We start from the raw sequence: 24,405 nt of genomic DNA on the forward strand, positions 1-24,405 counted from the left end.
CGCTATCAGCGAAGCAATTATTTGCCACTTCGATAGGACCAACCTACTAGGATCTCGGTCGCGACTCAATCAAAAAGATTGCGAAATGCGGAAAATAATCGCTTTGGAATTCGAGATTTAGGTTTGCGCCGAAGCCGGCGGTGTGCCGGCCCAGGCGATCGGCTCGGATGAGAAGCAGGCCGCGAACCGATCCGCATTTCCCGCTCTAGGCAATGCGCCCGAACTCGTCGAAAAATTACCTCCTAAGAATCCGAAGGACTCGCAGCGAAGCTCGCAGGATCAGGCGGCAGGCGCAAAAAATAGATGCGGCCAGGAGGACCAGTATGATCCCGCCGACAGGGTGAAAGCTCTCATATCCCATCCCGTCGATCCGCCTCGCCATCGCGTCGATTGGCAGTCCAATAAGAAATGCACATGCAGTCTGGATGAAGAGCAGATGTCGTTCGAAACCACGTCTCCAAGCGTGGGAACTGATTGCCCAAACCAAGGCATGGTACACAATCGGTGCAAACATCGTTATATAAGTGTGGTAATAGATGGCTGGACGATGCTCGGGATTATCTGGGTCGTAGGGGAACATATTACAGAGGACAGCCGCAAATATCACGAATTCGGCTACAGAAAGTGCCGTCAGCATAATTGGCAGTTGCCACAAAGCGATTGAGGTTGCTGACTTTGGCATGTCCAGTGTCGATGCGCGATTTTGATTTGTCATGTTATGTTCTCGGTTTTCGGGGAGTTGAAGAGCCGGCCTTGCGCCGGCTCCCACTTTTGTCGCGTCAGAATTTCACCTGCAGCCCAGCCCGGCCGGCGAACGCCTGATCGCCGCGGCGCCCGGCTGATAGACCGGCCTCGTAGCTCACCGAAGCGAACGCCGTCGTGCTCTCGGACAGCTTCGTGTCGAACCCGGCCTCGAGGCTGCCGAATGCGCCGGTCTTGCCCAGCGCAAATCTAGCCGGGAAGGCACCATCGAGATTGGTGACGGTGAGAGAGCCGAGGTCGCCGGCGACATAGCCGAACGAAATGCGCCCCCAGGTGTTGATGAGCGTGCCATCTCCGACGAGGAAGGAACGCGAGCCCTTCAGGCTCAGTTTGCCGGTGGCGACATTCTGATCGCCAAAGCGGGCCCGGCCGAAGCCGTCCTGCATGTCGCTGAGCGCAATGTGCTGATAGACAAGCTGCGCCTGCGGCTCGATCTTCCAGCCGGCCATGTCGCCGAGGTGATAACCGGCTTCAACCGAGCCGGTGAAACCCCAGCCATTCACCGAGCTCGACTGGCCAAGGTTCGAACCCGACTTGCCGTCGAAACGCGTGGCCTGAGCCACAACATCGAGATAGGCCCGATCCCAACGGTAAGTCGTGTAACCGCCGACCGTGTAGCCATTCAAATCGAACTTGCCATTTGCAAGCCGACCAGAAGCTCGCGACACATCGGCAGAGCCAGTGCCGATAGCAGCATAGAGGCCACTCGTTGCGAGCGAGCCAGCGAAGGACTCCACCTGGTACAGATCGGCACCGACCTGCATCCCGCCCAAGGCGTAGTCGAAATGTGCCCCGCGGCCCTTTTCCAGACCGCCATTGTGCAGACCGCCAGCGCCATACACCCGGACCCACCACGGAATCTCGCCAGCCGAGGGAAGGGCATTCTTCCTCGCCTCGAGCGTGCCGAGCGTGTTGAGGTCGTAAATTCGCGCGAGGTCCGGAACCGCAGCGAAGTTGTGGACCTCAATGCGCTTCTCTGGCTCGGTCGTCAGATAGTACGAGCCATCCTCAGCATTCCGACCGAAGTTGTAGTCGTAGGCGCCGGCCGCAATTCGCCGGCCGCTCGTGAAAACGCCTGCCTCGCTTGCCGCAGCGCCGCCCTTCACTTCGATCAGCTGAATTCCTTTTCCGGTGGTCGCTGCGCCGAGGCCTCCGGCTTTGTTGACGATCACCTCCGTCGAGCCGTTGCCCTTGACCGCCGAACCGACCGAAAGCCGATCCGATGGCGAGCTGCTATCACCCAGTGTGGTGTTGAGGACCAGTGAGCTGCCCGCCAAGCTGGAATAGGCGCCGCGAACCGTCATGGTCGAGAACTGGCCAGGTGCGTTGAAAGCGCCTGGTTCAATCCGACCGGAATTCGAGAGGTTGCCGCCGATCGTACCGCCGCCGGATAGCGTTCCGGCGTTGACAACGCTGCTTGCAACAGAGCCTTCGACACCGAGCCCTGCGCCCGCTCGGATGTTGACCGCACCAGAGAACGCCTGATCGCCGTAAAGTCGCGTCGTGCCTGCCGCGGCAATGACCGACACTCCGCCCGCGATCGGGGTGTCGAAGCGATAATTGGAGCTCTTGTGATTGAAGAAAACCTCCCCACCCGCGCCGGTCGCAGTGATGCCGGTCGAGCGAACGACGCCAGGCGCTTCCGGTGCACTCTCGCCGCCGATGGTCAGGCGCCCGCCGGTTGAGCCAAAAGCGATCTGGTTAGCCTCAAGGACGCCAGCGTTTGCAACTCGGGCAGAACCTACGCCGGCGTCACCAATAGTGAGGTTTGGAGTGCGGGCAATCGAACCAGAACCGTCGATCAGCAACGAACCTGTCGACCCGGTGTCTCGGCCGAGCACAATGTTCGAAGCATCAAGCACGCCACCACCCAAGACCCGCACAGCGCCAGTGCCGCCGACACCAACGGTCAGGTCGCTGGTCTGGACCACGCCGCTCGCCGTCAGCTCGCCGATGCTTCCAGCGTCACGGCCAAGCTGGATTTCCGCTGCATTCAGCGTGCCGGCGGCCGTGACCGCCGCCTTTCCGGCGAATCTGACACCATGTGACGGCGTGATCGTCGCGCCGCCGAGCGTCAGCAGCTTGGTCACCTGCATGCTGGCGCCGGCTCCAACGCGAAGATCAACTTCGCCGCCGTCGCCAAGCGCTGCCTCGCCATTGACGATCAAGGACGACCCGGCGCCGGTAACTTCTACCGAGTTGCGGGCGACAACATCAGGCACCACCGTTCCAGGCATCGGATCGAATGTGACAGTGCCCAAGGCGAGAACCGAGAAGCCGGGCGGCAAATTGACGGCGGGACTACCAACGTCGACCGTCGCGCCCGACTGAATGGTCATCGTGGCATCGCCATTTGCGGTGAGGAAATTTGTTGCCAGCCGAGACCCTGCGCCTGCGACGTCGATCGACCCTTCACCGCGCCGGAGACTGCCGGCCTCGAAGCGATTCAGACCCAGCGAAACGCCCTGGGCCTGCATCGTCGAGCCACCAATGATTTCCAGGCGCCCAGTACCACCATCGCCGACGAGCACGCTGGACGCGGTGACAGTGGAGCCATTTTCGACGCTCACGACGCCGTTTCCGCCCGGCCCTCGGCCAATCTGGAGGGTGGGCATTATCGAGGCGGTCGACCCATCGAGCTCAAGCCTGCCTGCGGCACCGTGCCCGACGAGCAGACCGGCCAAGCTCAAAGCCGGATCGGCGCCGTTACCAGTCGCGACGAGTTGCCCGCCATTCTCGATTCGCATTAGCCCGTTCACGGCTGTCTGGCCCGCCGTCGGGGTCATTGCGAAGCGCAGCGTTCCACCGTTCGCCGCGATCGAGGATGCGGCTGCCATATCGAGCGCGGCAATGGTGGGCATGCCGAGCGCGGTAACTAAGAGCGTAGAGCCCGCGCCGAGCGTCAGCTTCTCTGCGCTCGCGGCAGAGTCGACGCTCACGGTTCCAGAGCCGATTTCGACGCGATCGGCAGAGGTTGGAACGCCGGCTGACCAATTCAACGGATCGGACCAATTGCCATCGCCGCCGGTCCAGGAATTCTGAGCGACGGCAGATACCGACGACGAGAGGAGCGCCCCCGCGATTGCGAGCGCGCGGACCGACGTTCTGCCGGTCAACCAATTCGATTTCAAGATGATGCTCCGAATATTTAATGCCCGGCAATCAATCCGGGTGGTGTTGGCGAAATTGCCGAATGAAATTGAAGAGAGAAGAGAAAGGTTAGATATGAAAGTGTGCGCGAAGCCATAAATGAGGTTAGAGGTTGGCTGGGCCGTAATTATTCAAAGCATCCGTAAAAATGCACCCGGGCCGCCTCGTCGAGGGAAATCCGATTGTTCCTCAAGAAGTCTTGGAAGGAAAGCGACTGAGCTGGAAATCCGGCGTTGATGCGCACAACGAAGGTTACGCCTACAAGCGACACCCGATTCGGGGAGAAGATGGTGCCCAACTGCCCTTCCGCAAGGGATTCGAGCAGGGACTCCTTTTCCCATGGATTTAGATTGTCGAATCCGCCGACTTCAACAATAGCATCAGGGCTGTTGCTTATCCGCTCAGCCAAGTGCCGGACACAACTAGAATACTGGTCCGAGAATGGCAGCAAATAGCGGAATTTCTTGAATGCCCCCTCCGGTTCAAGTATGTGACATACCTCATCTGGCCGCTGCATTGCCTCAGCGATCAACGCACGAAGATGTTCACTGGCGCCTTCGGGAACAAAAAAGACCCCTCGCGTCTTCCGCGCAGGGTTCCGTCCAAGCGTCTGAGCAATCTCGAAAATATAAGATGCGATAGCGCAGGTCGTTGAGAAAATAGGGTTCATGCTCAATTTGCCGGAAAGGAAAGGGAACGCCGAATGTCTGTGCGCTCCCATGAGAATTATCGGGGGAGCGCGTCAGGCCGCTTCGAGCTCGAAGTAGGCTTCGACCGGTCCGTTGGAATTAATCATAAGTTCGAGCGCTTCGTCGCTGTCGATGAGTTCGATGCCTTCGCCCGCAATCGTCGCTTCGCGATTGTGCGGGTGGTCCTGGCGCCAGCGCGTGCACGCCCCGCCGCGGCCGGCGAGGAACCATTGGCCGGCGGCAGTGCGGTATAGATCGGTGCGTTCCGTGTAAAAGTCGTCCGACCCGAGATCCCGAGATACCACGTTCCAAGCCCAGTCGGCTTTCCTCGTGTCGTAGATCGTGCCTTCAATGGAACGGCGAATATGCATTGTCGAATTTCCTGTCTTCGTGTGGGGAATGATCGGGGTCGGCACTAGAAGCGCAGCGCCGACCCATCCAGCCCACGACGGGCGATCTGGATATACGTCTGCGCAGAACGCATTGACGTAGTCACCGAGTTCTGAAGCTCGGCAGGCGAAATATTAATGAGCGGCAGCCTCCATCGGTAATCGTGCGCTCCGGCACCAAACACGAAGCCGAGCATAAGCATGAGGGTGGGGAGGCTGATCTTGTTGGCAATGAATCTCGGAATAAAAAGCATCAGAGACTCCCTATACCTCTGTGGCGGGGGATGAGAGCTAATCAACTCTCGAATACATAATGGCGATGCCGTGGCGGCTGATCAAGGATAAAATTGCGAAGAGCAAGAAATAAATCGGATAAAAGTTCCGAATTTGTGGTTGACAAGCGAAGTGTGGTGCAGGGTGGTCGCCGAGGAAAATTCCCAATTATTCGGGATGCTCCGATAGCAGGGCCAGATGCGCAAAGAGGGGCTTTTCAGCCCCTCTCGCAATTCAGATCCTGGTCCGACGGTCACATGCCCATCGACATGTCGGCCGACCGGTCACGCTCCTTTCGCGCCTCGGAGCGCTCGAACCTCGTATAGAGCTCCTTCGCAGCGCCATCCCGCGGTTTGACGTCATTGAATTTCAGCCAATCGTAATGCGTTTTTGCCTCCGCCCCGAGTTCCCGGAGCTTCGCGCCGTCCCGGATAGGGTCCAGCTGCTTTTGCTCGATCGCAATACGCTCGAGTGCGTCATTTGAATATTTCGACGCAGAGTAGCGCATTTCGATCTTCTCGAGGTACATTTCATGCGCCTCGTCAATGCGCTGGTGTTCGGCCGTATCGTTCACCATCCGCAGTGCGTACTCTTCAAGCTCATCGCTCGAGAAGCTAATGCCATTTTCCTTCCAAAATTCCGCCAATTCTGCCTTGGCCTGCTCTACTTTCTCGGTTTGGCGTGCATCATCAAGAGCGGCGAGCTCGGCATCGCTCATCTGATTCACTTCGTTGGCCTTCCATTCGAGATCATCAAGCACATCAGGGTGCTGCGCTCGCGCGTCCTCCATGTGCGTGCGATTGGCTTCGGAGGTCTCCTGAGAGAGCAAAGTCTTGTCAATGTTAGCCTCTTTATCCGCCCAAAGCGTCTCGGAGAGCCCGGCGTAAAGCGCCTTCGCCGCCTTGCTGCGCGGTTCGACGTCGTTCGCCTTCATCCACTCGACGGCAATGCCAGCCTCCGCTTTAATCTTGGCGGCCTGGTTTAGGTCGCTGTCATTGCGGTTCATCTCGGCGAGCTTATCGAGTTCCGTGTTCCAGATGATGGGCTCGTACTCACGCGCGATTTCGGCTTCTCGCGCCTCGTCAAGGACACCTCCCGCCTCGTTGCGCTCGAACTCAGTGGCAATCTGCAGTGCGAGCCGGGTGCGATCGCCGATGTCATAGGTGACGCCGTACGACTGCTGGAACTCGGCTAGTTTTCCTTGAATCACCTCGACGTGGTCCTCTCGGACAGCCTGAAATTCAGTCTCAATCTGCCGATCCTCTTCAGCGGACCGCTCCTGCTCGCGCAGTTCGGCTAGCCGATGGCGCTCGATATCGACGACAACGGCACGAACCTCTTCCGGGCTGATTTTCACAACGGCAGCCGCCTCGCCGAGCGTGACTTTGTGATCGCGAGAATAGGCCTCGCGTGCGGCGAATTCGAGTTCGCCCGCAAGGCTCTTGATCTCTTCTCGATTCATGCGGTGAGAATCCTGAGATTCGTTTCCGATCGCGATCGACGACGACTGATCGGCCAATCGCTCGAACCGGTCGAAATGATCCCGAGCAGATTCAAGCTGCTGCTGGCCAGCCCGGCTATCGTTCACGAAACTGGGCAAACCGAGATCCGCACGGCGGGCTTCGTCCTCGTAAGCCACGAGGCGGTCAACCCGCTCTTCGCTGAGGCCAGCGGCCTTCAGGTGATTGGCGTAACCCTGCAACTCGGCTGCATGGATGATGCGTGCAGCTTCTTCCTGCGAAAGCGCGTTCTTACTCCATGCCTCGAGGAAGTCGCGGTTGGCCGTCTGTTCGCGGTCGCCGAGAAATATTCGGGTGCGATCCACCTCCTCGTTCTTGATCATGCCGGCGAGATGCGCCGTCTCGATCCGCGATGTAGCGAGCGCCTGGTCGTGAATGCCGCGCTCGCGATCGCTCAGGTTCAGGCTGGCCAGGTCGGCCGCATTAGGATTGCGTTGAGCAATCCGCTGCGCGAGCGCGTCGACACGAGCATGATTGCGTGTGCTGATTTGGACTTCCGTCTCGGTGACACCCGCATTTGCACCATGCTGCTGGCTCACGCTCAGGCTTTGGACGGCCATCGCCCGATCGGCCGAGCGGTCAGGCTTCAGGCCGACAGCATCTTCGCGGTGCTGGCGCTCGCGCTGGACCATGGCGGAAACGGATTTGTCATCCAGACCAGATCGACGAAGGCTGGCTTCATAGTTCTGCATTCCCGTGGCGACAAGGATCTGAGCCGCCTCGACCCTGGTGAGCTTCGTACGGCCGCGAGCTTCCATCGCTGCCTCGCCAGCATCGGCGCTGCGATAGGCTCGGTGCTCTTCGACGCCCTTCAAGGTCAGGAGCTTTGGCGCCCGCAGTGCAGCAAAACTCGCCTCGCGATGCGCTTCAAACTCTACTGGAGAAAGACCGGAAAGGTCACGGGCCGGCGCGCGTGATAGCTGACGGTCAATCTGCTCGACCTGCTTCGCAAGGCGGCGCTCCGATCTGGCAACACTGGCCTGGTACCCGCGCAACCGGCCGTCGAATCCTTTCTGGGCGACGTCGAGGCCGATACCGTACTCTGCCGCGCGAATTCTCGCCTCACGTACCACCATCTCGCGGCGCTGCTCGCGGCTGATGCCGGCCTTTGCGAGGGCAACGTCATAGCGAAGGAGCTCGCGAGCGACGATTTTTGCCGCGAGCTGCTGATGCGACAGTGCTGTGCGATGATAACGGCCGTCGCCGCGAGCCAATCCCTCAAAGAACGACTCTTTCGCCTTCATTCCGACGGCGATCCACCGAATGGCGCTTTGGCTGAGCTTCGAACTCGCAACGGCCGCCTCGTGAGCCTTCCGCGTCGACTCATCGAGGTCCATTCGGCGCGGGCGCTCCGCCTTGAATTCGCGAGCTGCACGCTCGCTGACAATTAGGGATGCCCAGGTCTTACCGTCTGCGATACGAACCTGATCGCGTTGGTCACGGCCGAGCATCGAGGCGATCGCCTGTGACTCGCGCTGGCGCACCTGCGACTGAATAGCCGTGAACTGATTGACGGCATGTCGATCGAAGAAATTGCGGTCGCGCGGCACGCGCACCGTCGCATCACCAACCTCCTCGACCAGCTCCTGACCGCGCTCACCGAGACGAGCTTCAGCCTCCCCGGCTTTTGCAGGTGCCGGCTGTTGCTCGATCCGGACGCCGGCAGCGCTTGCGATCTCCTGGGCTGCCTCTTCCTGGTTCACCCAGGCTGCTGTTGGATCCTGCGATGCCGACCTTTCGCCGACCGGGTACACTACCTCGGCCATCGCCTCGCGGGCAGAAACGTCGTGGAACTTCTCGCGCTCCGCGCCGTAAATCGTATCGAAATCGCCTTCGCGCCATACGGTTTCGATCTCCGAAGCGAACTCCGCATCGGTAATGGCAGAGTTAAACTGACCGCGCCAAGGACCAGCAAGGCGTTTGCAGATTTCGACAGACTCCTCGAGGGTCAAGCCCTCGTGCGCCAATCGACCAACGATGTGGCGCGCTGGCTGGTCAAATCGCGTAATCCCCGAATGCAGGAGGTCCTTGGCCTTTGGCGACAGTCGCTCGAAAATCGAACTGAGCGCATAGCCGGTATCGGTAGTGTCTTCGATTGCCATTATGCAATTTTCCTATTGGAGGTTGGGGAGCATCCCACCACGGAGCTGAAACGGGTTTTGGGCCAGAAAATTTCTAATTTGGCCAATTATTTCTATATTAGTTTTTGAGCGCCTTGGAAAGGCCCTCAAGCCAGGCTCCGGCATTCATTTTCTTAAGCGCCCATCGAATTGCCAGAGGCACCGCCATCCAAAACACGCCGACGACATACCAGGGTAAAATAGACGCGGCGTCGGATGTTGTTTTCGTAAGACCGCGCGCGATCGATTTTAGCTGGGGCGCCGCGTTTCCATCCATCCAAAACCAAATTCCGCACGCCTGCCTTCCCGTGAGCACTTTGAAAGTCTCAGGAGAGTCAGGAGTGCAGAACTTCTCGACATTTCCGGTCAGGTCGGGCGTGGTCGACATCAGCTGCAGCCAGGTCGCCGCATCGGCGCGCTTGGCAAACACCGCGATATCGGCGGCGAGGCCGGAGACGTCGGCGGCGCCGATCCCGTACCCGATCAGACAGCCTGCGGCGAGGAGACTTGCGCCGCCGGCGACGAGAGTGACGTTCCACTTGCGGGCGCGCTCGCGCTCATAAATGGCGAGGCGCCTTTCAGTGAGCTCGCTGACGCGCTGGCCGACGTCCGCAGTCAAGGCAGCATGAGCCGCCTCAACCGTCGCTGTTGCCGCCTCCGCTACCGGGCCGACAGCGCGGGCGGCGGCGTCCTCTATGCGCGCGGGAACGTCATTCAACGCCGTGAGTAGCGGCTTCTGAACCTGCCCCACGTAATTTGCCATCACTGCCATAACGATCGTCGGTTCATCAGGTGACATCGACGATTCAAAACACTGCTTGACGGTGAGGTCGTGGTTCTCCTTCGAGAGCCCACAGGCTTCGGCGGCCTGATCCAAGCGGCTTTTCAGCCGCTCGGGGTCATTGCGATCTACCATGGTGTTGCCCGCTGCGAATTAGGCTAGGCCGAGCAGGTTTTTTACCGGCTCGATCGCTTCCGCAAAATCCATCCGAAAGTTTTTCGCATACTGTTGTTCATTCAGGGTAAGATACCGGCTCCTCTCCGCTTCAGAGAATGAGATACGGAGACCAGCAATCTCGTTGCAAGTCGTCGGATCAAGCATTGGAAGCTCAATCTCCTTTCCACCTGCTGCGAGAAAGCGATTCCGTGTTACGGGACCACTCACACGGTCTTTCGTTGTCGCATCGCGGGAACCTTCGAACCACGTCTTGAAGGCGGAATTCTTCTTTCCATCCCTTCGATTCAGGACGACGATGTGGTCTACGATCTCGGCAGCGGCTCCAGCGAGCTCAAGCTCGTCGAGAACGTCAGCAACTGACCTAGTTGTCCCATCTTCCACCGTCACCACGTGTATGATGGTGACGCGGTAGCCGACGGAAGCGAACGCTCGGAGCAGGCGCTTGAGACCTCCGCCGCCATCCTGAACCTTCATGAGATGGCCAAGGCCTCCCGCGGAGATGTCGTGAAGAATGACAGGATCGGCCGTCGAGCAAGCGTTTACGATGATCGCGCGGTCTTCCTCATTGGAACAGTCGTAGCTCACTACCTCAGCGGTTGGATTCTGCTCGTCAGGTAAATCGCCATCCTCATCGCATTGGGCGAACATTTTCGAGAGTTTCCAGTCGCCTTGCATATCACCGTCGTAGGCGGCAATGCGCTGGTTGGTGCTACGAGCGTAATCGACGAGGGCGCAGGCGGTGTGGGTCTTCCCAACCCCGCCCTTCTCGGAGATCATCAGAATTACGCGTTTCAAATCCGTGTTTAGGTCGATTTTCATATAGGTTGGTCCTCAAATTGTGTCGTGATTGCGAGACCGCCAGTTTGCTTCCTGGCCTAACCAGGTTTGGAGGTTTGACTGCGGCAGGCGGCTACTGTTTTCCAATATTGCTTAGAGCGGGCGGCTGAGCTTGCGTCTTGGAGCTATTCTGGCGTTCCGCTGCTGCTCTACTTCATCCCCTTCATCAGCAATTCGCCTCATTAGATCCTGATGCTGGGTCGTGGATTGTACGGACGGGGCAGTGCGGGGCGTGACTGAGCTCAACACTGGGCTGGGCGCCGGTATTGGCGGCTTTTGCGGGGCGGCTAGCCGGGAGATCGGGTTTGCTTGAGGCTGCCGCGGCACCGCGGGTCGGCTCGAGGGAGGGTCGTAGGTGTCGCGGGCAGGTCGGCCGCGCTTGCGGGGGATTGCCTTGCCGGTTTGGGCGAGTGCCTTCGAATAGTAATTGGCGAAGGTGCCGAGGGAGACGGTAATCCCGATTTCGGAGAGGAACCTGACGATCTGGGCGTCGGTGAACCGAGCGATCTTCATCTCGCGGATCCGATTGATATTCGAGACGATCACTTCATAGGCGGATAGCGCTCGCCCCGGCCCTTTCTTGAGCTCGCGCTCCAGTGCCTTGTCGACGGCAGCAAGCAGGGCCTTCGGGTCGACGCGTGGGGGGCTGTCGTCGGCGGACATCGAATTGTGCCTCATTAAAAATTGGAACGCGCTTGAAAATCGTGTTGCGCAATTCCTCATTTAGTGGTTGGTATCGCTTCAGTCAATTGCGAATTGGAAATTAATGAGTGATCGACTCGCAGTGACCGCAGGCCGATTTAGTGATGAGAGCGGGGTGAATTTGAGTTGAGATTGGCAATGAAATGGTGGTGGTTAATCAAGTGGAATTGAGTGCCGGTTATTTATTCTGGACACACTACGCACTGTTAGTGCCTTGTTCGTAGTCAGATTGATTGCTAATTACCTGAAATTCAAAGCTCAAAAATAGGCAGGATAATTCGATTATGGCGAGAGAGCAGAAGCGAATTAGCGTTGATACTACTCTGTGGACTGCCATTGAAGCCGCCGCGGCCGCGAAGGGCGTGCCGGTTCAGGTGTACGTCGAGGACGCCCTACGCGTCGCGGTCGACCACTTCGACCTATTAAAAAATGCGGCCATCGCCGCTCGCTCGATGCAATTAAGTGCGTCCGAGGTATCGTCGCAGCTGCAGGCCATTTCCGATTTCATCGTCGATGCTCACCGCGCAAATGCCGGCGTCGGGAGGGGCTAGTGGTCATCAGCATCACCCGCGTCGCGAGCGTCGAGTACTACGAGAAGCAGAGCGAAATCGCGGGCCAAGAACGCGACCAGGTCGCCTACTATCAGGAGAACGAGACCTGCGGTGTCTGGTGGCGGGCGGGTGGTCCTGCTGATGACTACCCACTCCCCACGCTGTCGCCCTTCCGGTTTTGCAAGAACGGGGAGGCAGTTGATGGCCGGCTATTGCGAGACCTTTGCGCGGGCCGCGATCCGGAGACAGGCGCTGCTCTCGTGCGCCAGAGCGCAAACGGCAAGAGATCAGCAGGCTTTGACATCCAGATTGGCCCGCCTAAACCGGTGTCTGTCCTTGCGGCCTTTGCCGATGACGAGACCCGCCGGAAGATCGAACAGGCTCACGACAAATCTATTCGCCGAGCGCTGAGGTTTGTTCATGAAGCCGGGTTGATCGATGCTCGGCGAGGCGAGGGCGGCCGCGGTAAAGATGGCATTGGCGACAACGCTCCACCGGCTGAGATTGCCGCAGCCGTCTATCGACATTTCACGTCGCGTGCGAACGACCCGCAGCTACATTCGCATTGTGTCCTAATCAACCTAGCGGTGCGTGAGGACGGAACCACCGGCAGCATCGATAACGCCACAGTCATGAGTTTTAGAGGAGCAATTGCTGCCCTCTATCGTGCTGAGCTAGCGTCTGAGCTTCGTCGCCAGCTTGGCATTGAGACCGAGCGAGACGGCCGGAACTTTAAGGTGTCGGGCGTTCCAGAAACCCTGGTCACCCAATTTTCCAAACGCAGGAAGGAAATCGAGCGGATCGCGAGTGAGCGGGGCTTTTCCACCGCCCAAAACCGTGACTCGGCGCAACATGCTGCCTATCAGTCTCGCGACGATAAGGATCGAGAAACCCCGCTCTCGGAACTGCAGAAGCAGTGGCTCGGCGAACTCGGCGCGGCTGGCTGGAACCCGGAAGCGTTGTTCCGCTCGGTCGAGGTCCAGTCCGCTCAGGCTTGCGCCGAGCGCCTGGTCGATGGTGACAGATCGGAGCGCCTGACGCGGCTCGCTCTCGAAGCGATCGACTCGCTCTCGGAAACCGAAAGCGTGTTCACCCGTGCCGACGTTCTGCGGGAAGTTTTCGAGGCAGTCCAATGTGAGGTCGACGCCGACGAGGCCCAGGAGCTGGTCGAGCAGGTCATCGCCGGTGGCCAGATCATCGAAATCGGCCGGCATGACAAGAGCCGTATCCCCGTCTTCACGACACAAGCCATCATCGATGCCGAGCGCGAGATGCTCGCTGCAGCGACTGCGGGGAAGGGCGCTCGTGACTATGTGACGGCCGAGTCTCTGGAACAGGTCCTCGCGGATAAGATGGACCCCGCGCAGACGAAGCGAATGTCAGCCGAACAGGCGGTCGCCGTGCGCCACGCGCTCAACAACGACATAGTCTCGATCGTCGAAGGGTCGGCCGGCGCGGGCAAGAGCTTCTCGATGGGCGCGGTTCGCGAGATCGCGGAGGCCCGCGCCAACGGGAAAAGGGTCTGGGGCATCGCGCCATCCTGGAAGGCGGTCGACAGCCTTCGCAATGAGATTGGATTGGCTGAGAACCTCTCGTACTCCGCCCAAGGCATGCTCGTGAAAATGCTCAAGACGGGTGAGGTGAAGATCGACGAGAATACAGTCATCATCGCCGACGAAGCCGGCATGATGAGCACAAAGGACCTGTCGGCGCTCGTCGTCGCCTGCGTGAAGGCCAAGGCAAAACTAATCCTCACAGGCGACACGAAACAGCTTCAGTCCGTCGAGGCTGGATCGCCGATGGCATTGCTGATCGAAGCGATCGGCTCAGTCCGGATAAGCAAGATTCAGCGCCAGCGCGGCCGTGACGATCACGAAGGCAAATGGATGCGCGCTGCGTCGATGGATTTCGCCGCGGGCCACACTGACCGGGCGCTAGAAGCGTACGATCGCGCCGGCGCAATCGACTGGATGGATGATCGCAATGCAGCAATCGCGAAGCTCGTCTCCGATTACCTCGCCTCGCTAGGTGCGGTTGCTGCCGACGGCCGACCCAAGACGAGGGCAATTCTGACCGGGTGGAATTCAGATGCCCGGTTCATCAACGGCCTGATCCGGGAGAAACTCTTCCGGCGCGGCGCGCTGAGCGGCGGGGTCGTGGTGAGGACAATTCCTCGTGGCCTCGAAAAGGCTGAGGAAATTGAATTTGCGGCAGGCGACGACATCATCTTCGGGGAGTCGGTCGAACTCGAATCCGTCACGATCCGGAACGCCGATCTCGCCAAGATCGAGAGCATTTCAAATGAGCCGGACCCTCTCCTCACGTTCCGGCTGAACAAGAATGCGAGCGAGCTGGTCACCGCCCGGTTGAGCGATCTGGTCGGAAAACGTTTCGGAAACGAGCCTGTCGCGCCGAAGATCCAGCACTCCTATGCCATGACCGTTCACGCGAGCCAGGGCATCACGGTAGACAACGTGTTCGTCGCTAACCTGCGCGGAATGGGGCGCTCGGCATCCTATGTCGCGATGACCCGTCATCGGGAGACCGTGCAGCTCTATTTCGACACCTCCCGTATTCGCGATCGCCTCGAGGCGGCGGTGCCGGGCATCGTTCGGACCGGGAAGCGGATAGCGCGGACCTTCGACGCCGACGATCTCCCCCCAGCTGAGGTCACGGACGCTGCCATTAAGAAGGCCGCGATCGCGGAGTCGATGAAATCGGACCGCAAGTCCAACGCGGCGGATTATTGGCGTTCCGTATCGGATTTTGTCGAGGGCAAGCCCAACCGGGCACAGTCCGAAGCGGGAGAGCAGGCGCCCCCGGTCTCGCCGACGGAGCAGCTGAAACAGCGCATGAATTCCCGGCTTCATTCGGAATCGAAATACCCGCTGCCGCCAGTCGACCTGGCGACGGTTCTGCGAGGCAGGGATCACAAACACGGACCAATTCCGGCCCGCGACAACATCAATGGAGAGAGAAATGACCACAACAGAAACAATGAACGAATCCAGCTTGGTCCCTATCAGCGACCTGAGCAGCGAGACGTCGGCCTTCGGAAATATCTACGAGAGTCCTACGATCTCTCGTTTGGCGGCGGACCGCAGGCCAAGTCCCTCCTCAGTCTGCGAAACCTGTCCAGCAGCCGTTTGGCACGTTCTTCCCGGCGAATTGCGAGCCTTTTGCAGGGTGATGCACGTTCTAGTCTACACCATGGAGGAGCCGAACGCGCTGACCGCCTGCGATGGTCGGGAAATGGCAATAGAGCAGATGTTAGCGAAGGCGGCCGCGTAGCCGGCACCGCGCGGACGGGATCACCTTTCTCCCGGGTGGAGGCGGCTCGCGTCAGCCCAGTCGATATGTTGCTCATTGAGCGCCAGAGCATGATCCAAGTTGCCACCGAACATCTCGGTGGCCGAATCCTGCGATCCTGGAATTCGAACCGGAACCACCGGGTTCAGTTCGCCGATCACCCGGAGCCGGTGCAGATTGCAAAATCCGAGCGCACCGGCCGGTGGACCTGGTCAACCATCAGCGACGCGACCAGGCGCGGCGTCGCCGATCTAGTTGCGAAGGTAAGGGATCTCGCCCCAGAAAAGGCGGTAGCCTGGCTTCGCGAACGGACTAGGCATGCCGTGGCCAATCCCATCGCGAAGGCGCTGCAATCGTCGCCGGCTGAGATCGAGGAGCGCCGCCTGCAGTTTATCACGGCTAGAACGCGGATCGCCGAGACCGAGCAGACGAAGGCGCGTGATCCAGATCGTAGCCGCGAATCCCGTCGCGAAGCTGAATTCTCGATGTAGGTGGAATGGGGTCTGCTCTACTTTTGATGGCAGAGGTCAGCTCAATTCTCGTTCAGTCCGTGGGGAGCGCGGGTGTGCAGCCGGGTTTTCCACGATGACTCGAGGCGGATGACGTCATCGGCGAGCATGTCGGGCGACACGCGCTGCAGGATGGAGAATCGAAACGCTGTCGGGTCGCGATCACGCAACAGCTTATTGCCACCGTGTCCCGTCGCGCCGTAGGCGAGCCACCGACCTAAGATGTTCGTGCTGCCGTACGCCGAGCCGACGTAGGTCTTTGCGTCGGTGGAATCCCAGACTGCATATACCCCGCGCCACTGCTCCAAGGCTGATCGCCAACGCTGCGGCAGGATCGCGAGTTCAGGCCATGTGAACTCGACTTCATCCCACGCCGGCAGGGGCGGCGCGAAGGCGCTCTCTTCGCGAATTGCCATCACCGGCATCCTGTTGTTGTGCGAGCGCCGGTACCAGCCGCGGTCAGGAGGGGGCCATCCGACAATCAGCTTGCCGCGCCAATCGGCATAGTTCTCAGTCTCCCGGAGATCGAAGCGCATCTGACGCGTCCTCGTCTCGGCGTCCGTAAATCCCGAGTACCCGTGCTCGGCCAAAGCCTGGTTCTCAGGGCAGGCCCAGAACTGCTCTCGGGAATGCGGTTCCGCATCCCCGATTTCGTAGATGCCGACAAAAGCGGCCTTCGCCGGCCCATAAGCGATAAAGCTCGCCAGCCAGCCTCCGCGAAGAGCGAGCATCGAACGTTCGACAGACGGACCCTGGTACGACTGGAAGACGTTGAAGAGTTGCGGGCGCTCGCTCGCGATTAGCGGCAGCGCACGAGCAAGCTGAGATTCCATTGGTTTGTGACGCAGCACAAGGGTGCGGGCCGGGTCGATACCTACGTTGCCGAGGAGGTCATTCAGCAGCATCGTCGCGGACCTCACCGTTCACTTAAATCAATGAGGCGATAGGAGCACGCGTCGTTGCCCCTGACGACCGGCCTCACCATGTCGACGAAACGGGGATCTTCGCAGAGAGGGGCGATGACATTGTCAGGTGTCTCCGGCCCAAGACGCGTTTTCACCGAGCCTACCTCAATGGTGGTGTCGGCAAGGACGATGCCGGCGAGCCAAACGCGGTTCACGGTCCGCACGGCGCTTGGATCGAAAGTTGTCCCTAATTTCCCGACGATCTGTGCCTTAAAATCGCGAAGCGCTACGGCGCGCTGTTGGCTGGTGATGCCGTAGAGGGCTGAAAAATCACCGAGAGAATATAGTTGCCCAGGCTTGCGTGCCAGTTCGAGGTTGATGCGGGAAGCGGCCGCAGAGGGGGAGGCCTTCGCCCGCCCGGACGCGATGAACGCGTCGATCATGGAAATCAGAGCATTGTCCTGGTGGGCGGCCGCCCGCTCGCCATTGATGCGATTTTTCTCACCAGAAGCCCAGGTGGGATCAAAATTCATCCTCGCGATGGCGGCGCCGAGGTTTTCGTCAGCGAGCTCGACCTGCGCGAGACGACCCTTGAAGCTTCGCCACTCCCGGCTGTTCGTCAACTCGGCAAGGGTCCGCCAATAGGCGGCGAGATACCGCTCTGTCAGCGGCCGCACTTCGTATTCAAATCTCGACCGGGCCTCCTGAATTGCCGCGGCTGCTAGATCATTCGCCTTTGCGGTGTCCGCCCGCCGCGAAGCTTCTTCGGCTGCGCGTTCGATCTCGGCTTGCCTAATCCGTTCGACGCGGCGCGTTTCCTTGGCCAGGCGCTCGGCCTCCTGCTGCTCTGCGAGGATCATCCGGTCCCGACGATCAACATACCATGGGACTATTTGGCCAGCCCCGACGCCAAACGAAATGATGAGAGCGCCAAGGATAAAATTGCGGTTCATTGCTAGGCGTAGAATGCGAGTGCGTTCTGCCCTGCTACCCGCAAATTGCCTCAGCGGACAACCTGGAAATCGGAGCTCGTTGCGCATGCGTATCGCAGGTTGAGCCTATGCTTCTTCAAACTGATTTCGATCGAATTTTCAGCGTGCCGTCGAACCGTCGACGAGGCTGGCGCCCTACGTCAATAATGTGCAATGATTTCAATATCTTAGTTCCATAACAAACCTTCTGCGAATCGCGTCCCTGAGGCTAAGGCCTGGCTTGCTCCTGACCTTGGCGCGCACCGCGACGTCGCATAGTCTCAACTCAGGAGGACCCCATGGACGAAGTCACCCAAGATGCCGTCGACAGGCTGCTGAAGCTGGCCCAAAGCGATACCGGTCAGGCCCGACGCATCGCCAACTTTCTGCTCGCCTAGTGGAATGCTGAAGAGCACGGTGGCTTCGACATCGCCGACCTCTTCGCTGTCGATGCCGCGATCGCGCGAGATATGGCTCGCGTTTTCAACTATTTGGCCACGCGGTCGAACGCGGAATATCCCGAGGACCGCGAGCTAGAGATCAAAGAAATCATTCGTCGCTGGCGCCCAGAGACCTGGGCCAAGATCCAGGCCTGACTCCCTACCGACGAGGTCGAGTTTTGTCGGGCAATTCCCGATTTTGGTCCTTGGCCTCCCAAAGTTGTTTGCGGGAAACGTCTCCGGATGGGCCAGTGCCGTTGTAGCAGGACAACACCTTCGATTCCGGACCATGAAGCTTCTCGTCCTCTCCGACCTCCACCTTGAATTCCTGCCCGACGGATACCGGCTTCCTCCCGTTGCTGCTGAATTCGATGTGGCGGTGCTCGCCGGCGACATTTATCGGCCCCTGACGCGATCGCTCGAGTGGATCGCCCGGGAACGCGATGGCGGTGCCTTCGCAGGGCGCCCGGTGATCTTCGTCCCCGGCAACCACGAGTTCTACAAATCGCATATCGCCAGGCAAATGCCGGAGGCAGAGCAACTGGCGAAGGCGCTGGGAATTTCATTGTTGGCGCCTGGCGCCGTGACGATCGGCAATGTCCGCTTCATCGGCGCCACGCTCTGGACTGACTACGCCCTGAACGGCGATGCACGGTCAGCGAAGATGACGGCCCAGGCCGATCTCAACGATCACCGGCTGATCCGCTTCTCCGAGGGAGGCAGGTCCATGCGGTTCACGCCGTCGCACGCTGAAATGCTTCATCGTCGCGATCTGTCGTTCATCGTCGACCAGTTGTCGGAGCCGCATGCGGGCCCAACGATCGTTGTCACCCATCATGCCCCTCACCCGGGCTCAGTTGCGAAGCGCTATGCCGGGCAGCCGCTGACGGCCGCCTTCGCGTCGGACCTAAGCGCGGTCATTTCACAGCATCAGCCCGAGCTCTGGATCCACGGCCACGATCACGGATCGCATGACTATATGGTCGGCCAGACGAGGATCCTCGCGAACCAGGCCGGATATCCGACGCAAGGAGGAACCAGAGAGAATTCGAGCTTCGACCCGGAGCTAGTTGCGGAGATCCCGGCCTGAGGACGGATAGCGCTCAATTACCGTATCTGCCTCCTCGCTCGAATTCCCCTATCGGAACGTATCGGCGAGCAACATATCCACGGCCCTGCCTTGCGACACATGGACAGCCCCCGAGTAAACGGGGCACGCTGGCCAAAAGTCGTAGGGGGAGCGGATGGACGATTGGGAAGGGCAGCTTGAGGCCGAGCGGCTGATGCTATCGACGCCGGACACGGTCTACGACTACCTGTCGAAGCTGGAGCCTCCCGAACATCGTTGGCGCCCTCGACTGCCCGATTTCCTGATCGAGCGTCTAGTCGGCCGCAACGATCCGCTCATCGATCTAGGTCTAGCCCGCTTCACGACGAACGATCGTGTTCTCGAGCCGCTCTGGGAGCGCGGTGACGTAGTGCGGATGGCGCTGCTGACCAACCGGTTCCAAATCTTCAAACCCCGTACTGCTGATCTCTCGTCGATCCTCAAAACCGGCTCGCGCGATCTGGTCCACGGAATGATGACGAACCCGACGATGCCGCCCGATTGGCTCGCGGCGGTAATCTCGAACCGGCTGGGACTGTCGGATGAGGCGTGGTGGAACGCTACCACGTCGGCGATCATGAATCCTCGCCTACGCGAGAAGCGGGAAGCGGACACCTTCGATGAACAAATCGAGGTGTGGGAGCACGAAAAGCCAATAAACGCGGTATGGGATCTCTATTTGACGGCGGAGCCGACACCCAAGTGGGCTAACGCGCTGATCAATGCCGCTCCGATTCCGTTCATCCTCAGCCTTCCCGAGCGCTTTATGCCAGACATGAAGACCGAAGAGGGCCGCGAGGACTGGAAGAAAACGGCGACCCGGCGCCACGAGGCATATCGCGAGCTACTCTGGAAGGCGGCCGAGGAGAAATGGATTGATCCGGCTGGGCTGGAGAAAGAGGATAAGCTGTCGGCGTTCGCCTGGGCGCGGCGAGCTTTCGCTGAAGCCTACGTTCGGTCAGCCTATGCGCACGACGATCGGATGCGGATCGCGAACCATCGCGATCAAGCCTTCCGGATTGGCTACTATCAGGGCGCAACCGTTGACCCGAGTTGGCCCGTCGACGAGTACATTGAGCGCGACGGCTTAGTCTTCCTCGACGCGATCTCCAACAACAACAGCCTCTACCTCAAGACGAATTGCGAGATCCAGCGCGATGTTCGCGCGGCGGCTCGCCGGCTTGAGACGAACCACGACGATATTCAAGGGACCATGAAGTTCCGGCTAGCGCGAATGGCCAAAGAGGATCCACAGCGATACGGCGACCAGCCCACCGAAGAGATGCTCGAGGATTGGCGCCGGCAAGACGAGGAGGCGGCGCATCGCGCGCGGATGACTGAGGCTGCGACGAAAGCAACGACGGCCAACGCGGAGCCCTCGAAAAAGCGGGGATGGTTTGGGCGGTAGTCGGCGGCTAGCGCCCTATCGTATCAGGATCGGTAGCCACCTTTAGGCGGGCGACGCTCTGCCGGAGTGCGGCGAGGCCAGCAGGGTCGTTTCCGATCAGATTCTCTAAGTTTGCGATGCCTGCCTCGATCGAGGGGCCGAAGACTGAGCTCATGGCCAGCGATTTCGATTTCAACGTGATATCCTCCCAGAACTCGTGGATCAGGAATCTCGGCATCCGCGCCGGGTCGGTGCGCGTCGTCTCGTTCGCATAGAGCCGCCAAGGATCTCTCAGTGCTCTTAGTCGCCCGGTGAAGCCGGCCTCGATCGATGTTCCGCGGCGTTTCAGATCGCCGGAGTAGGTCTCTCGATCCATGGTCGCGTCGCCGAGTTTTGAAAGGTAGACGTAGCACTGCCAAACGCCCTGGAGCGTGTCGGCGATGGGCTCGCCGCGAGGCTGGGGGAACTCGAACTGCGGCCGCCGATCGAGCCATGCGTCGATTAGGACGTGCTGATGTTTGAGGTCGGCAAGGAGCATCAGGCTCGACTGCCCGAAATTAAACGCGTGGCTCACGGTCTCAAGTCTCGTGGCGCTCCAGACCCTCTGAACGTTCTTGCCCTGCCCTTTCCAGTTCACGGCAGGCGCGGAGATGGCGCCCGCCGAAACCTGCTTTATGTGCTCGGCCGCGGTCTGAGCGATAGCGACAGCGGTGGATTGCGCCTCGATGATCGGCGCCAACAGGCGACGGATGGCCTCCTTCTCGTCTGCCTCTGATTTCTTGTTCTTGAACCAGCCGAACATTCCGTCCCCCACTTCCGGGAGCACGATAGTTGGCCAGGCCGCACTATCTCAAGCGGCCCAGGGCCCTATTTCCGCAAACTGCTCGGAAGTCTGCCCCTGCTCAAGGCGTCCCCAATTCTAAGGTCGATTGTGTTCGTCGAGCAGTAACAGGCTCAGCGAGGCGAGTTCTGGTCCCTCGCATCCGCTGTTACATCGCCCTGCCCTTTCGCCAGCTCGTCGCGAAGTGCTCGCTCAATGATGAGCTCGATCTCGACAACGCGCATGCCGCGATCATGGGCGAGCCGCCAGACCAGGTTGGAGATGGCCGGGTTTTTTGGGCCGTATTCTGGCCAGTCGTAGAGTTCGTGGCTGTCGGGGTGATGGGCCATGAGCTATTCAACGGCACGATCGGACGCGATGCAAACCGGCAGGCATTCCACATCAGCGCGAGTTATTACCACTTCTGCGAAAGTGGTAATAACAAGACCAATTCAAAATCGAGCCGGGCCCCGCGGCCGCCACTTGCGAGGGTTGCGATCGCGCTCTTTTGCTCGGTGGGCGAATTCCCTCCAGAAGCGGGCGGCGCGTCGGCGCTCTGCTTGCTCCCAATGACTCACCGTCGCCGTGACCCTCTGCAGTACCCGGGCCGGCGGCATCTGCGCACTTTGGTGCGCGAGCCGAACAAAATCATCCCGGTTGAATCTGAGCAGGACGGTTTCGCCATCATTGGTAGTGGGGAGCAGGCACCACAGCGGCGCGACAATCGATTTCGTCTCGTCGGCCAAACCAGGAGCTCCCTCGAAATCAAAAAAGACTGGAGCCCGGCATGACAGCCAGGTTGCCGGAAATGCTTCCCTGGAATTGGGAACTAGATAAATTCCTTGGTCGACGCGTCGGAACAATTGGCCGGCTGCGGCGAAGCGCGGCAAAGCTGTTTTCAGCCTGGTGCACGCGACCACCCATATCAGATTGCTATAGAAGGCTTCCCGCGCCGCTCGCTCCTCGGCCCGCATATGTGAATATTGGAACTCGATCGTCAGGCCATTTGGAGTGTGGACGTCGGCGATGTGCTTCTCGCCGGATGGTCCGTACCTAATGACCTCCTGCCAGACGGCGGGGAACTGGTCCTGCCATCGAACATGCCATTCCGTCCGCGGTTCCCACCAGTGATCACAATCTCGGTCGCCCCTGTGAGCCCAATGATGAACCCTGATCGGGCCGCATTTCGGAATTACGGCAACTTCGCAGGATGGGCAGACGCCGACCAGACCGGGTGATGCGAGTCTTCGATCGCCGCCAACATGGGCAAAGCGCATAGCTGTCTCCATACGACATCAGTCGCGCGCGAGCGCGAGTTTGTTGCTGTTTTCGAATGGTGGACTGGCAGCGCTACGCGGCTGGCGCCGGGGCTGTTCTCGTTCTCTTCGACGTTCGGATTGGTCCGCCGTCGGTTAGCTCGGCAGATGCCGGCACCTTCTTTCCGGGTGCGAGACCATAGCAGCGTGCGCCGGCGTCTCCGTCAAGTGCTAGCGCCGAGCGCCACGGATGTTCCAAGCCGGTAGGATGTGGCTGATCAATCCGGCCTCAAGACCGGCCGCCATGTTGACGGGCATGCTGTGCCACTCGGCTGGCTTCGGGATTGCCACCAGCACGTCAACAGCGCTGCCGGCACGGAGCGCCTCCAGGATCAGGCCCTTCACGCGCTGGCTCGTTCGCATCGCCTCGTTGCCGCGCCGGTAATGCCCCAAGCGCGTATGCAACGTGGTGAGCGTGACGCCGATATAGCTGACCACGTCGTCGACCACGAATGCATAGACTCCGGGCTCCTTGGGTGCAGGGCCGCTCAGCTCGAAACCATCATCAGCAGCAACCAGGCGCCATTCGCCGATGCGGCGGAATCCGCCGGACTTGATCAGATATTCGGCCCGAGTCGGCTGGAGTCCTTGCTCGCCAACATCGGTCTCGACCTCGACTTCTACGGGCTCGCGGTCGAGCACGACGTCCCGTGTGCGCCCGAGGCTGATGCCGGAGCGCTCGAGCACATGCCTGGCATGCTGGTACTTGATACCGAGCAGCTCGGCGATCTCGGTCCTGAGATAGCCTGCCAACGCGAGCGCACGGATCTTGTCCGCTTTCGATTTCATGCCTTCCAAGGCGGGAAGCACGGTCTTGCGATCGTAGTTCATAGCGGGACCGTAGCGGGAGCACGCATGTTGGGAAACGGGGTGCGAGGTGGCATCCGCTGGGCAATTTGCCCGGCCCTGTCACCCGGTCTCTTGATGCTGTCCAAAAACGAGCGATTTCGGACACTATCCCCCGCTGCTGTTCATAAATTAGCTTGCGCGATTTCCGGTCATGTCCGATTCTCGCCCTACCCTTTTCGGACTAAAATCCATGTCTCGCGCTTTCGCATATGTCCGGGTCTCCACCAACGGGCAGACCACCGAAAACCAAATTCAGGAAATTGAGGCGGCCGGCTTTCGGGTCGAGCCACACCGGGTAATTTCCGAGACCATTTCGGGGAGCGTGGCAATTTCCGCCCGTCCAGGCTTTACCCGCCTGCTGGATCGACTGGAGCGAGGCGATATCCTGATCGTCACGAAGATGGATCGGCTCGGTCGAAATGCGATCGACGTCAGCTCCACGGTGCACAAGCTCGAGGAGTTGGGCGTCCGCGTTCACTGCCTGGCCCTCGGAGGCGTCGACCTCGCGAGCCCGGCCGGGAAGATGACCATGAACGTCATCAATGCCGTCGCGCAATTCGAACGAGATCTTCTCATCGAGCGGACAAACGCCGGCCTGCGCCGCGCGAAGTCGGAGGGAAGGAAGCTCGGAAGGCCGACCGCCCTCTCCTCCTCTCAGCGCACCGAGATCAAATCGGCCCTAGACGATGGCCAGAAGGTCGCGCCGTTGGCCAAGCGCTTCGATGTCAGTCGGCAGACCATCATGCGGATTCGCGATGAGGTGCACGAGGTCAAGGTGAGAGCCCTACAGCAGGCTCTCATTGTCGGGGAGCAGTCCGCCAATTCTCGCTAGGGCGTCCG

At 59.9% G+C, this 24,405-nt stretch carries 20 protein-coding genes and 1 pseudogene; 7 read left to right on the forward strand and 14 right to left on the reverse strand.

What is annotated here, in order from left to right; translation table 11 throughout:
- The first annotated feature begins 142 nt into the window (after positions 1 to 142).
- Positions 143 to 664: a hypothetical protein gene (locus Q9235_RS21340; RefSeq protein WP_306223799.1), complete on the forward strand. Its 522-nt coding sequence runs from the start codon at positions 143 to 145 to the stop codon at positions 662 to 664.
- 115 nt (positions 665 to 779) lie between these two features.
- On the opposite strand, the gene Q9235_RS21345 is transcribed toward Q9235_RS21340, so the two are convergent.
- The 8 genes from Q9235_RS21345 to Q9235_RS21380 all read right to left on the reverse strand — a co-directional run bounded on the left by Q9235_RS21345 (position 780) and on the right by Q9235_RS21380 (position 11,361).
- Positions 780 to 3,893: an autotransporter domain-containing protein gene (locus tag Q9235_RS21345; protein ID WP_306223800.1), complete on the reverse strand. Its 3,114-nt coding sequence runs from the start codon at positions 3,891 to 3,893 to the stop codon at positions 780 to 782.
- A 146-nt stretch (positions 3,894 to 4,039) separates the two neighbouring features.
- On the reverse strand, positions 4,040 to 4,582 hold the full coding sequence (locus Q9235_RS21350; protein ID WP_306223801.1) for a hypothetical protein: 543 nt from the start codon (positions 4,580 to 4,582) through the stop codon (positions 4,040 to 4,042).
- A gap of 72 nt (positions 4,583 to 4,654) precedes the next feature.
- Positions 4,655 to 4,972: a hypothetical protein gene (locus Q9235_RS21355; protein WP_306223802.1), complete on the reverse strand. Its 318-nt coding sequence runs from the start codon at positions 4,970 to 4,972 to the stop codon at positions 4,655 to 4,657.
- Positions 4,973 to 5,016: 44 nt separating this feature from the next.
- Positions 5,017 to 5,244 carry a hypothetical protein gene (locus Q9235_RS21360; RefSeq protein WP_306223803.1) on the reverse strand — a complete coding sequence of 76 codons (228 nt, stop codon included), beginning with the start codon at positions 5,242 to 5,244 and terminating at the stop codon, positions 5,017 to 5,019.
- 272 nt (positions 5,245 to 5,516) lie between these two features.
- Positions 5,517 to 8,885: a hypothetical protein gene (locus Q9235_RS21365; protein ID WP_306223804.1), complete on the reverse strand. Its 3,369-nt coding sequence runs from the start codon at positions 8,883 to 8,885 to the stop codon at positions 5,517 to 5,519.
- A 97-nt stretch (positions 8,886 to 8,982) separates the two neighbouring features.
- Positions 8,983 to 9,819: a hypothetical protein gene (locus Q9235_RS21370; protein ID WP_306223806.1), complete on the reverse strand. Its 837-nt coding sequence runs from the start codon at positions 9,817 to 9,819 to the stop codon at positions 8,983 to 8,985.
- Between the two features lie 18 nt (positions 9,820 to 9,837).
- A complete protein-coding gene (locus tag Q9235_RS21375) occupies positions 9,838 to 10,680 on the reverse strand; it encodes a nucleotide-binding protein (RefSeq protein WP_306223808.1) in 843 nt (280 codons plus the stop codon).
- A gap of 111 nt (positions 10,681 to 10,791) precedes the next feature.
- Positions 10,792 to 11,361: a hypothetical protein gene (locus tag Q9235_RS21380; RefSeq protein WP_306223810.1), complete on the reverse strand. Its 570-nt coding sequence runs from the start codon at positions 11,359 to 11,361 to the stop codon at positions 10,792 to 10,794.
- A 323-nt stretch (positions 11,362 to 11,684) separates the two neighbouring features.
- Between Q9235_RS21380 and Q9235_RS21385 the strand changes: the two genes are divergently transcribed.
- A complete protein-coding gene (locus Q9235_RS21385; protein WP_306223811.1) occupies positions 11,685 to 11,951 on the forward strand; it encodes a hypothetical protein in 267 nt (88 codons plus the stop codon).
- The gene (mobF, locus tag Q9235_RS21390; protein ID WP_306223812.1) at positions 11,951 to 15,751 is read left to right on the forward strand and encodes a MobF family relaxase; all 3,801 of its coding nucleotides are present in this window, start codon (positions 11,951 to 11,953) and stop codon (positions 15,749 to 15,751) included. The genes Q9235_RS21385 and mobF overlap by 1 nt, the downstream gene beginning before the upstream one ends.
- 41 nt (positions 15,752 to 15,792) lie before the next feature.
- Here mobF and Q9235_RS21395 read toward each other — a convergent pair whose 3' ends face one another.
- Complete coding sequence (locus tag Q9235_RS21395; protein WP_306223813.1) at positions 15,793 to 16,674, reverse strand: GIY-YIG nuclease family protein; 882 nt, start codon at positions 16,672 to 16,674, stop codon at positions 15,793 to 15,795.
- 11 nt (positions 16,675 to 16,685) lie between these two features.
- A complete protein-coding gene (locus Q9235_RS21400; protein WP_306223814.1) occupies positions 16,686 to 17,534 on the reverse strand; it encodes a hypothetical protein in 849 nt (282 codons plus the stop codon).
- A 410-nt stretch (positions 17,535 to 17,944) separates the two neighbouring features.
- Here Q9235_RS21400 and Q9235_RS26905 point away from each other — a divergent pair.
- The 3 genes and pseudogenes from Q9235_RS26905 (at position 17,945) to Q9235_RS21410 (ending at position 20,601) form a co-directional block, all read left to right on the forward strand.
- Positions 17,945 to 18,241: pseudogene (locus Q9235_RS26905) on the forward strand (DUF7673 family protein).
- A 133-nt stretch (positions 18,242 to 18,374) separates the two neighbouring features.
- Positions 18,375 to 19,175, forward strand: a complete 801-nt coding sequence (locus tag Q9235_RS21405) for a metallophosphoesterase (RefSeq protein WP_306223815.1) — start codon at positions 18,375 to 18,377, stop codon at positions 19,173 to 19,175.
- A gap of 154 nt (positions 19,176 to 19,329) precedes the next feature.
- On the forward strand, positions 19,330 to 20,601 hold the full coding sequence (locus tag Q9235_RS21410; protein WP_306223816.1) for a hypothetical protein: 1,272 nt from the start codon (positions 19,330 to 19,332) through the stop codon (positions 20,599 to 20,601).
- Positions 20,602 to 20,608: 7 nt separating this feature from the next.
- On the opposite strand, the gene Q9235_RS21415 is transcribed toward Q9235_RS21410, so the two are convergent.
- The 4 genes from Q9235_RS21415 to Q9235_RS21430 form a co-directional block, all read right to left on the reverse strand.
- A complete protein-coding gene (locus tag Q9235_RS21415) occupies positions 20,609 to 21,382 on the reverse strand; it encodes a hypothetical protein (protein WP_306223817.1) in 774 nt (257 codons plus the stop codon).
- 152 nt (positions 21,383 to 21,534) lie between these two features.
- Complete coding sequence (locus Q9235_RS21420) at positions 21,535 to 21,750, reverse strand: hypothetical protein (RefSeq protein ID WP_306223818.1); 216 nt, start codon at positions 21,748 to 21,750, stop codon at positions 21,535 to 21,537.
- A 102-nt stretch (positions 21,751 to 21,852) separates the two neighbouring features.
- Positions 21,853 to 22,677, reverse strand: coding sequence for a competence protein CoiA family protein (locus Q9235_RS21425; RefSeq protein ID WP_306223819.1), 825 nt, complete (start codon positions 22,675 to 22,677; stop codon positions 21,853 to 21,855).
- Positions 22,678 to 22,887: 210 nt separating this feature from the next.
- Positions 22,888 to 23,547: a GIY-YIG nuclease family protein gene (locus Q9235_RS21430; RefSeq protein WP_306223820.1), complete on the reverse strand. Its 660-nt coding sequence runs from the start codon at positions 23,545 to 23,547 to the stop codon at positions 22,888 to 22,890.
- A 208-nt stretch (positions 23,548 to 23,755) separates the two neighbouring features.
- On the opposite strand from Q9235_RS21430, the gene Q9235_RS21435 reads away from it, so the two are divergent.
- The gene (locus Q9235_RS21435) at positions 23,756 to 24,397 is read left to right on the forward strand and encodes a recombinase family protein (RefSeq protein ID WP_306223821.1); all 642 of its coding nucleotides are present in this window, start codon (positions 23,756 to 23,758) and stop codon (positions 24,395 to 24,397) included.
- Positions 24,398 to 24,405: the final 8 nt, after the last annotated feature.

The organism is Bosea beijingensis (genome assembly GCF_030758975.1).
GTDB classification, from domain to species: Bacteria; Pseudomonadota; Alphaproteobacteria; order Rhizobiales; family Beijerinckiaceae; genus Allobosea; species Allobosea beijingensis.

Bases quoted from the DNA above. Each gene is read 5' to 3' on its own strand.
- Q9235_RS21350 (WP_306223801.1), bottom strand. From the start codon at position 4,582: ATGAACCCTATTTTCTCAACGACCTGCGCTATCGCATCTTATATTTTC.
- Q9235_RS21355 (WP_306223802.1), bottom strand. From the start codon at position 4,972: ATGCATATTCGCCGTTCCATTGAAGGCACGATCTACGACACGAGGAAA.
- Q9235_RS21360 (WP_306223803.1), bottom strand. From the start codon at position 5,244: ATGCTTTTTATTCCGAGATTCATTGCCAACAAGATCAGCCTCCCCACC.
- Q9235_RS21365 (WP_306223804.1), bottom strand. From the start codon at position 8,885: ATGGCAATCGAAGACACTACCGATACCGGCTATGCGCTCAGTTCGATT.
- Q9235_RS21370 (WP_306223806.1), bottom strand. From the start codon at position 9,819: ATGGTAGATCGCAATGACCCCGAGCGGCTGAAAAGCCGCTTGGATCAG.
- Q9235_RS21375 (WP_306223808.1), bottom strand. From the start codon at position 10,680: ATGAAAATCGACCTAAACACGGATTTGAAACGCGTAATTCTGATGATC.
- Q9235_RS21380 (WP_306223810.1), bottom strand. From the start codon at position 11,361: ATGTCCGCCGACGACAGCCCCCCACGCGTCGACCCGAAGGCCCTGCTT.
- Q9235_RS21385 (WP_306223811.1), top strand. From the start codon at position 11,685: ATGGCGAGAGAGCAGAAGCGAATTAGCGTTGATACTACTCTGTGGACT.
- Q9235_RS21395 (WP_306223813.1), bottom strand. From the start codon at position 16,674: ATGCTGCTGAATGACCTCCTCGGCAACGTAGGTATCGACCCGGCCCGC.
- Q9235_RS21400 (WP_306223814.1), bottom strand. From the start codon at position 17,534: ATGATCCTCGCAGAGCAGCAGGAGGCCGAGCGCCTGGCCAAGGAAACG.
- Q9235_RS21405 (WP_306223815.1), top strand. From the start codon at position 18,375: ATGAAGCTTCTCGTCCTCTCCGACCTCCACCTTGAATTCCTGCCCGAC.
- Q9235_RS21410 (WP_306223816.1), top strand. From the start codon at position 19,330: ATGGACGATTGGGAAGGGCAGCTTGAGGCCGAGCGGCTGATGCTATCG.
- Q9235_RS21415 (WP_306223817.1), bottom strand. From the start codon at position 21,382: ATGTTCGGCTGGTTCAAGAACAAGAAATCAGAGGCAGACGAGAAGGAG.
- Q9235_RS21420 (WP_306223818.1), bottom strand. From the start codon at position 21,750: ATGGCCCATCACCCCGACAGCCACGAACTCTACGACTGGCCAGAATAC.
- Q9235_RS21425 (WP_306223819.1), bottom strand. From the start codon at position 22,677: ATGCGCTTTGCCCATGTTGGCGGCGATCGAAGACTCGCATCACCCGGT.
- Q9235_RS21430 (WP_306223820.1), bottom strand. From the start codon at position 23,547: ATGAACTACGATCGCAAGACCGTGCTTCCCGCCTTGGAAGGCATGAAA.
- Q9235_RS21435 (WP_306223821.1), top strand. From the start codon at position 23,756: ATGTCTCGCGCTTTCGCATATGTCCGGGTCTCCACCAACGGGCAGACC.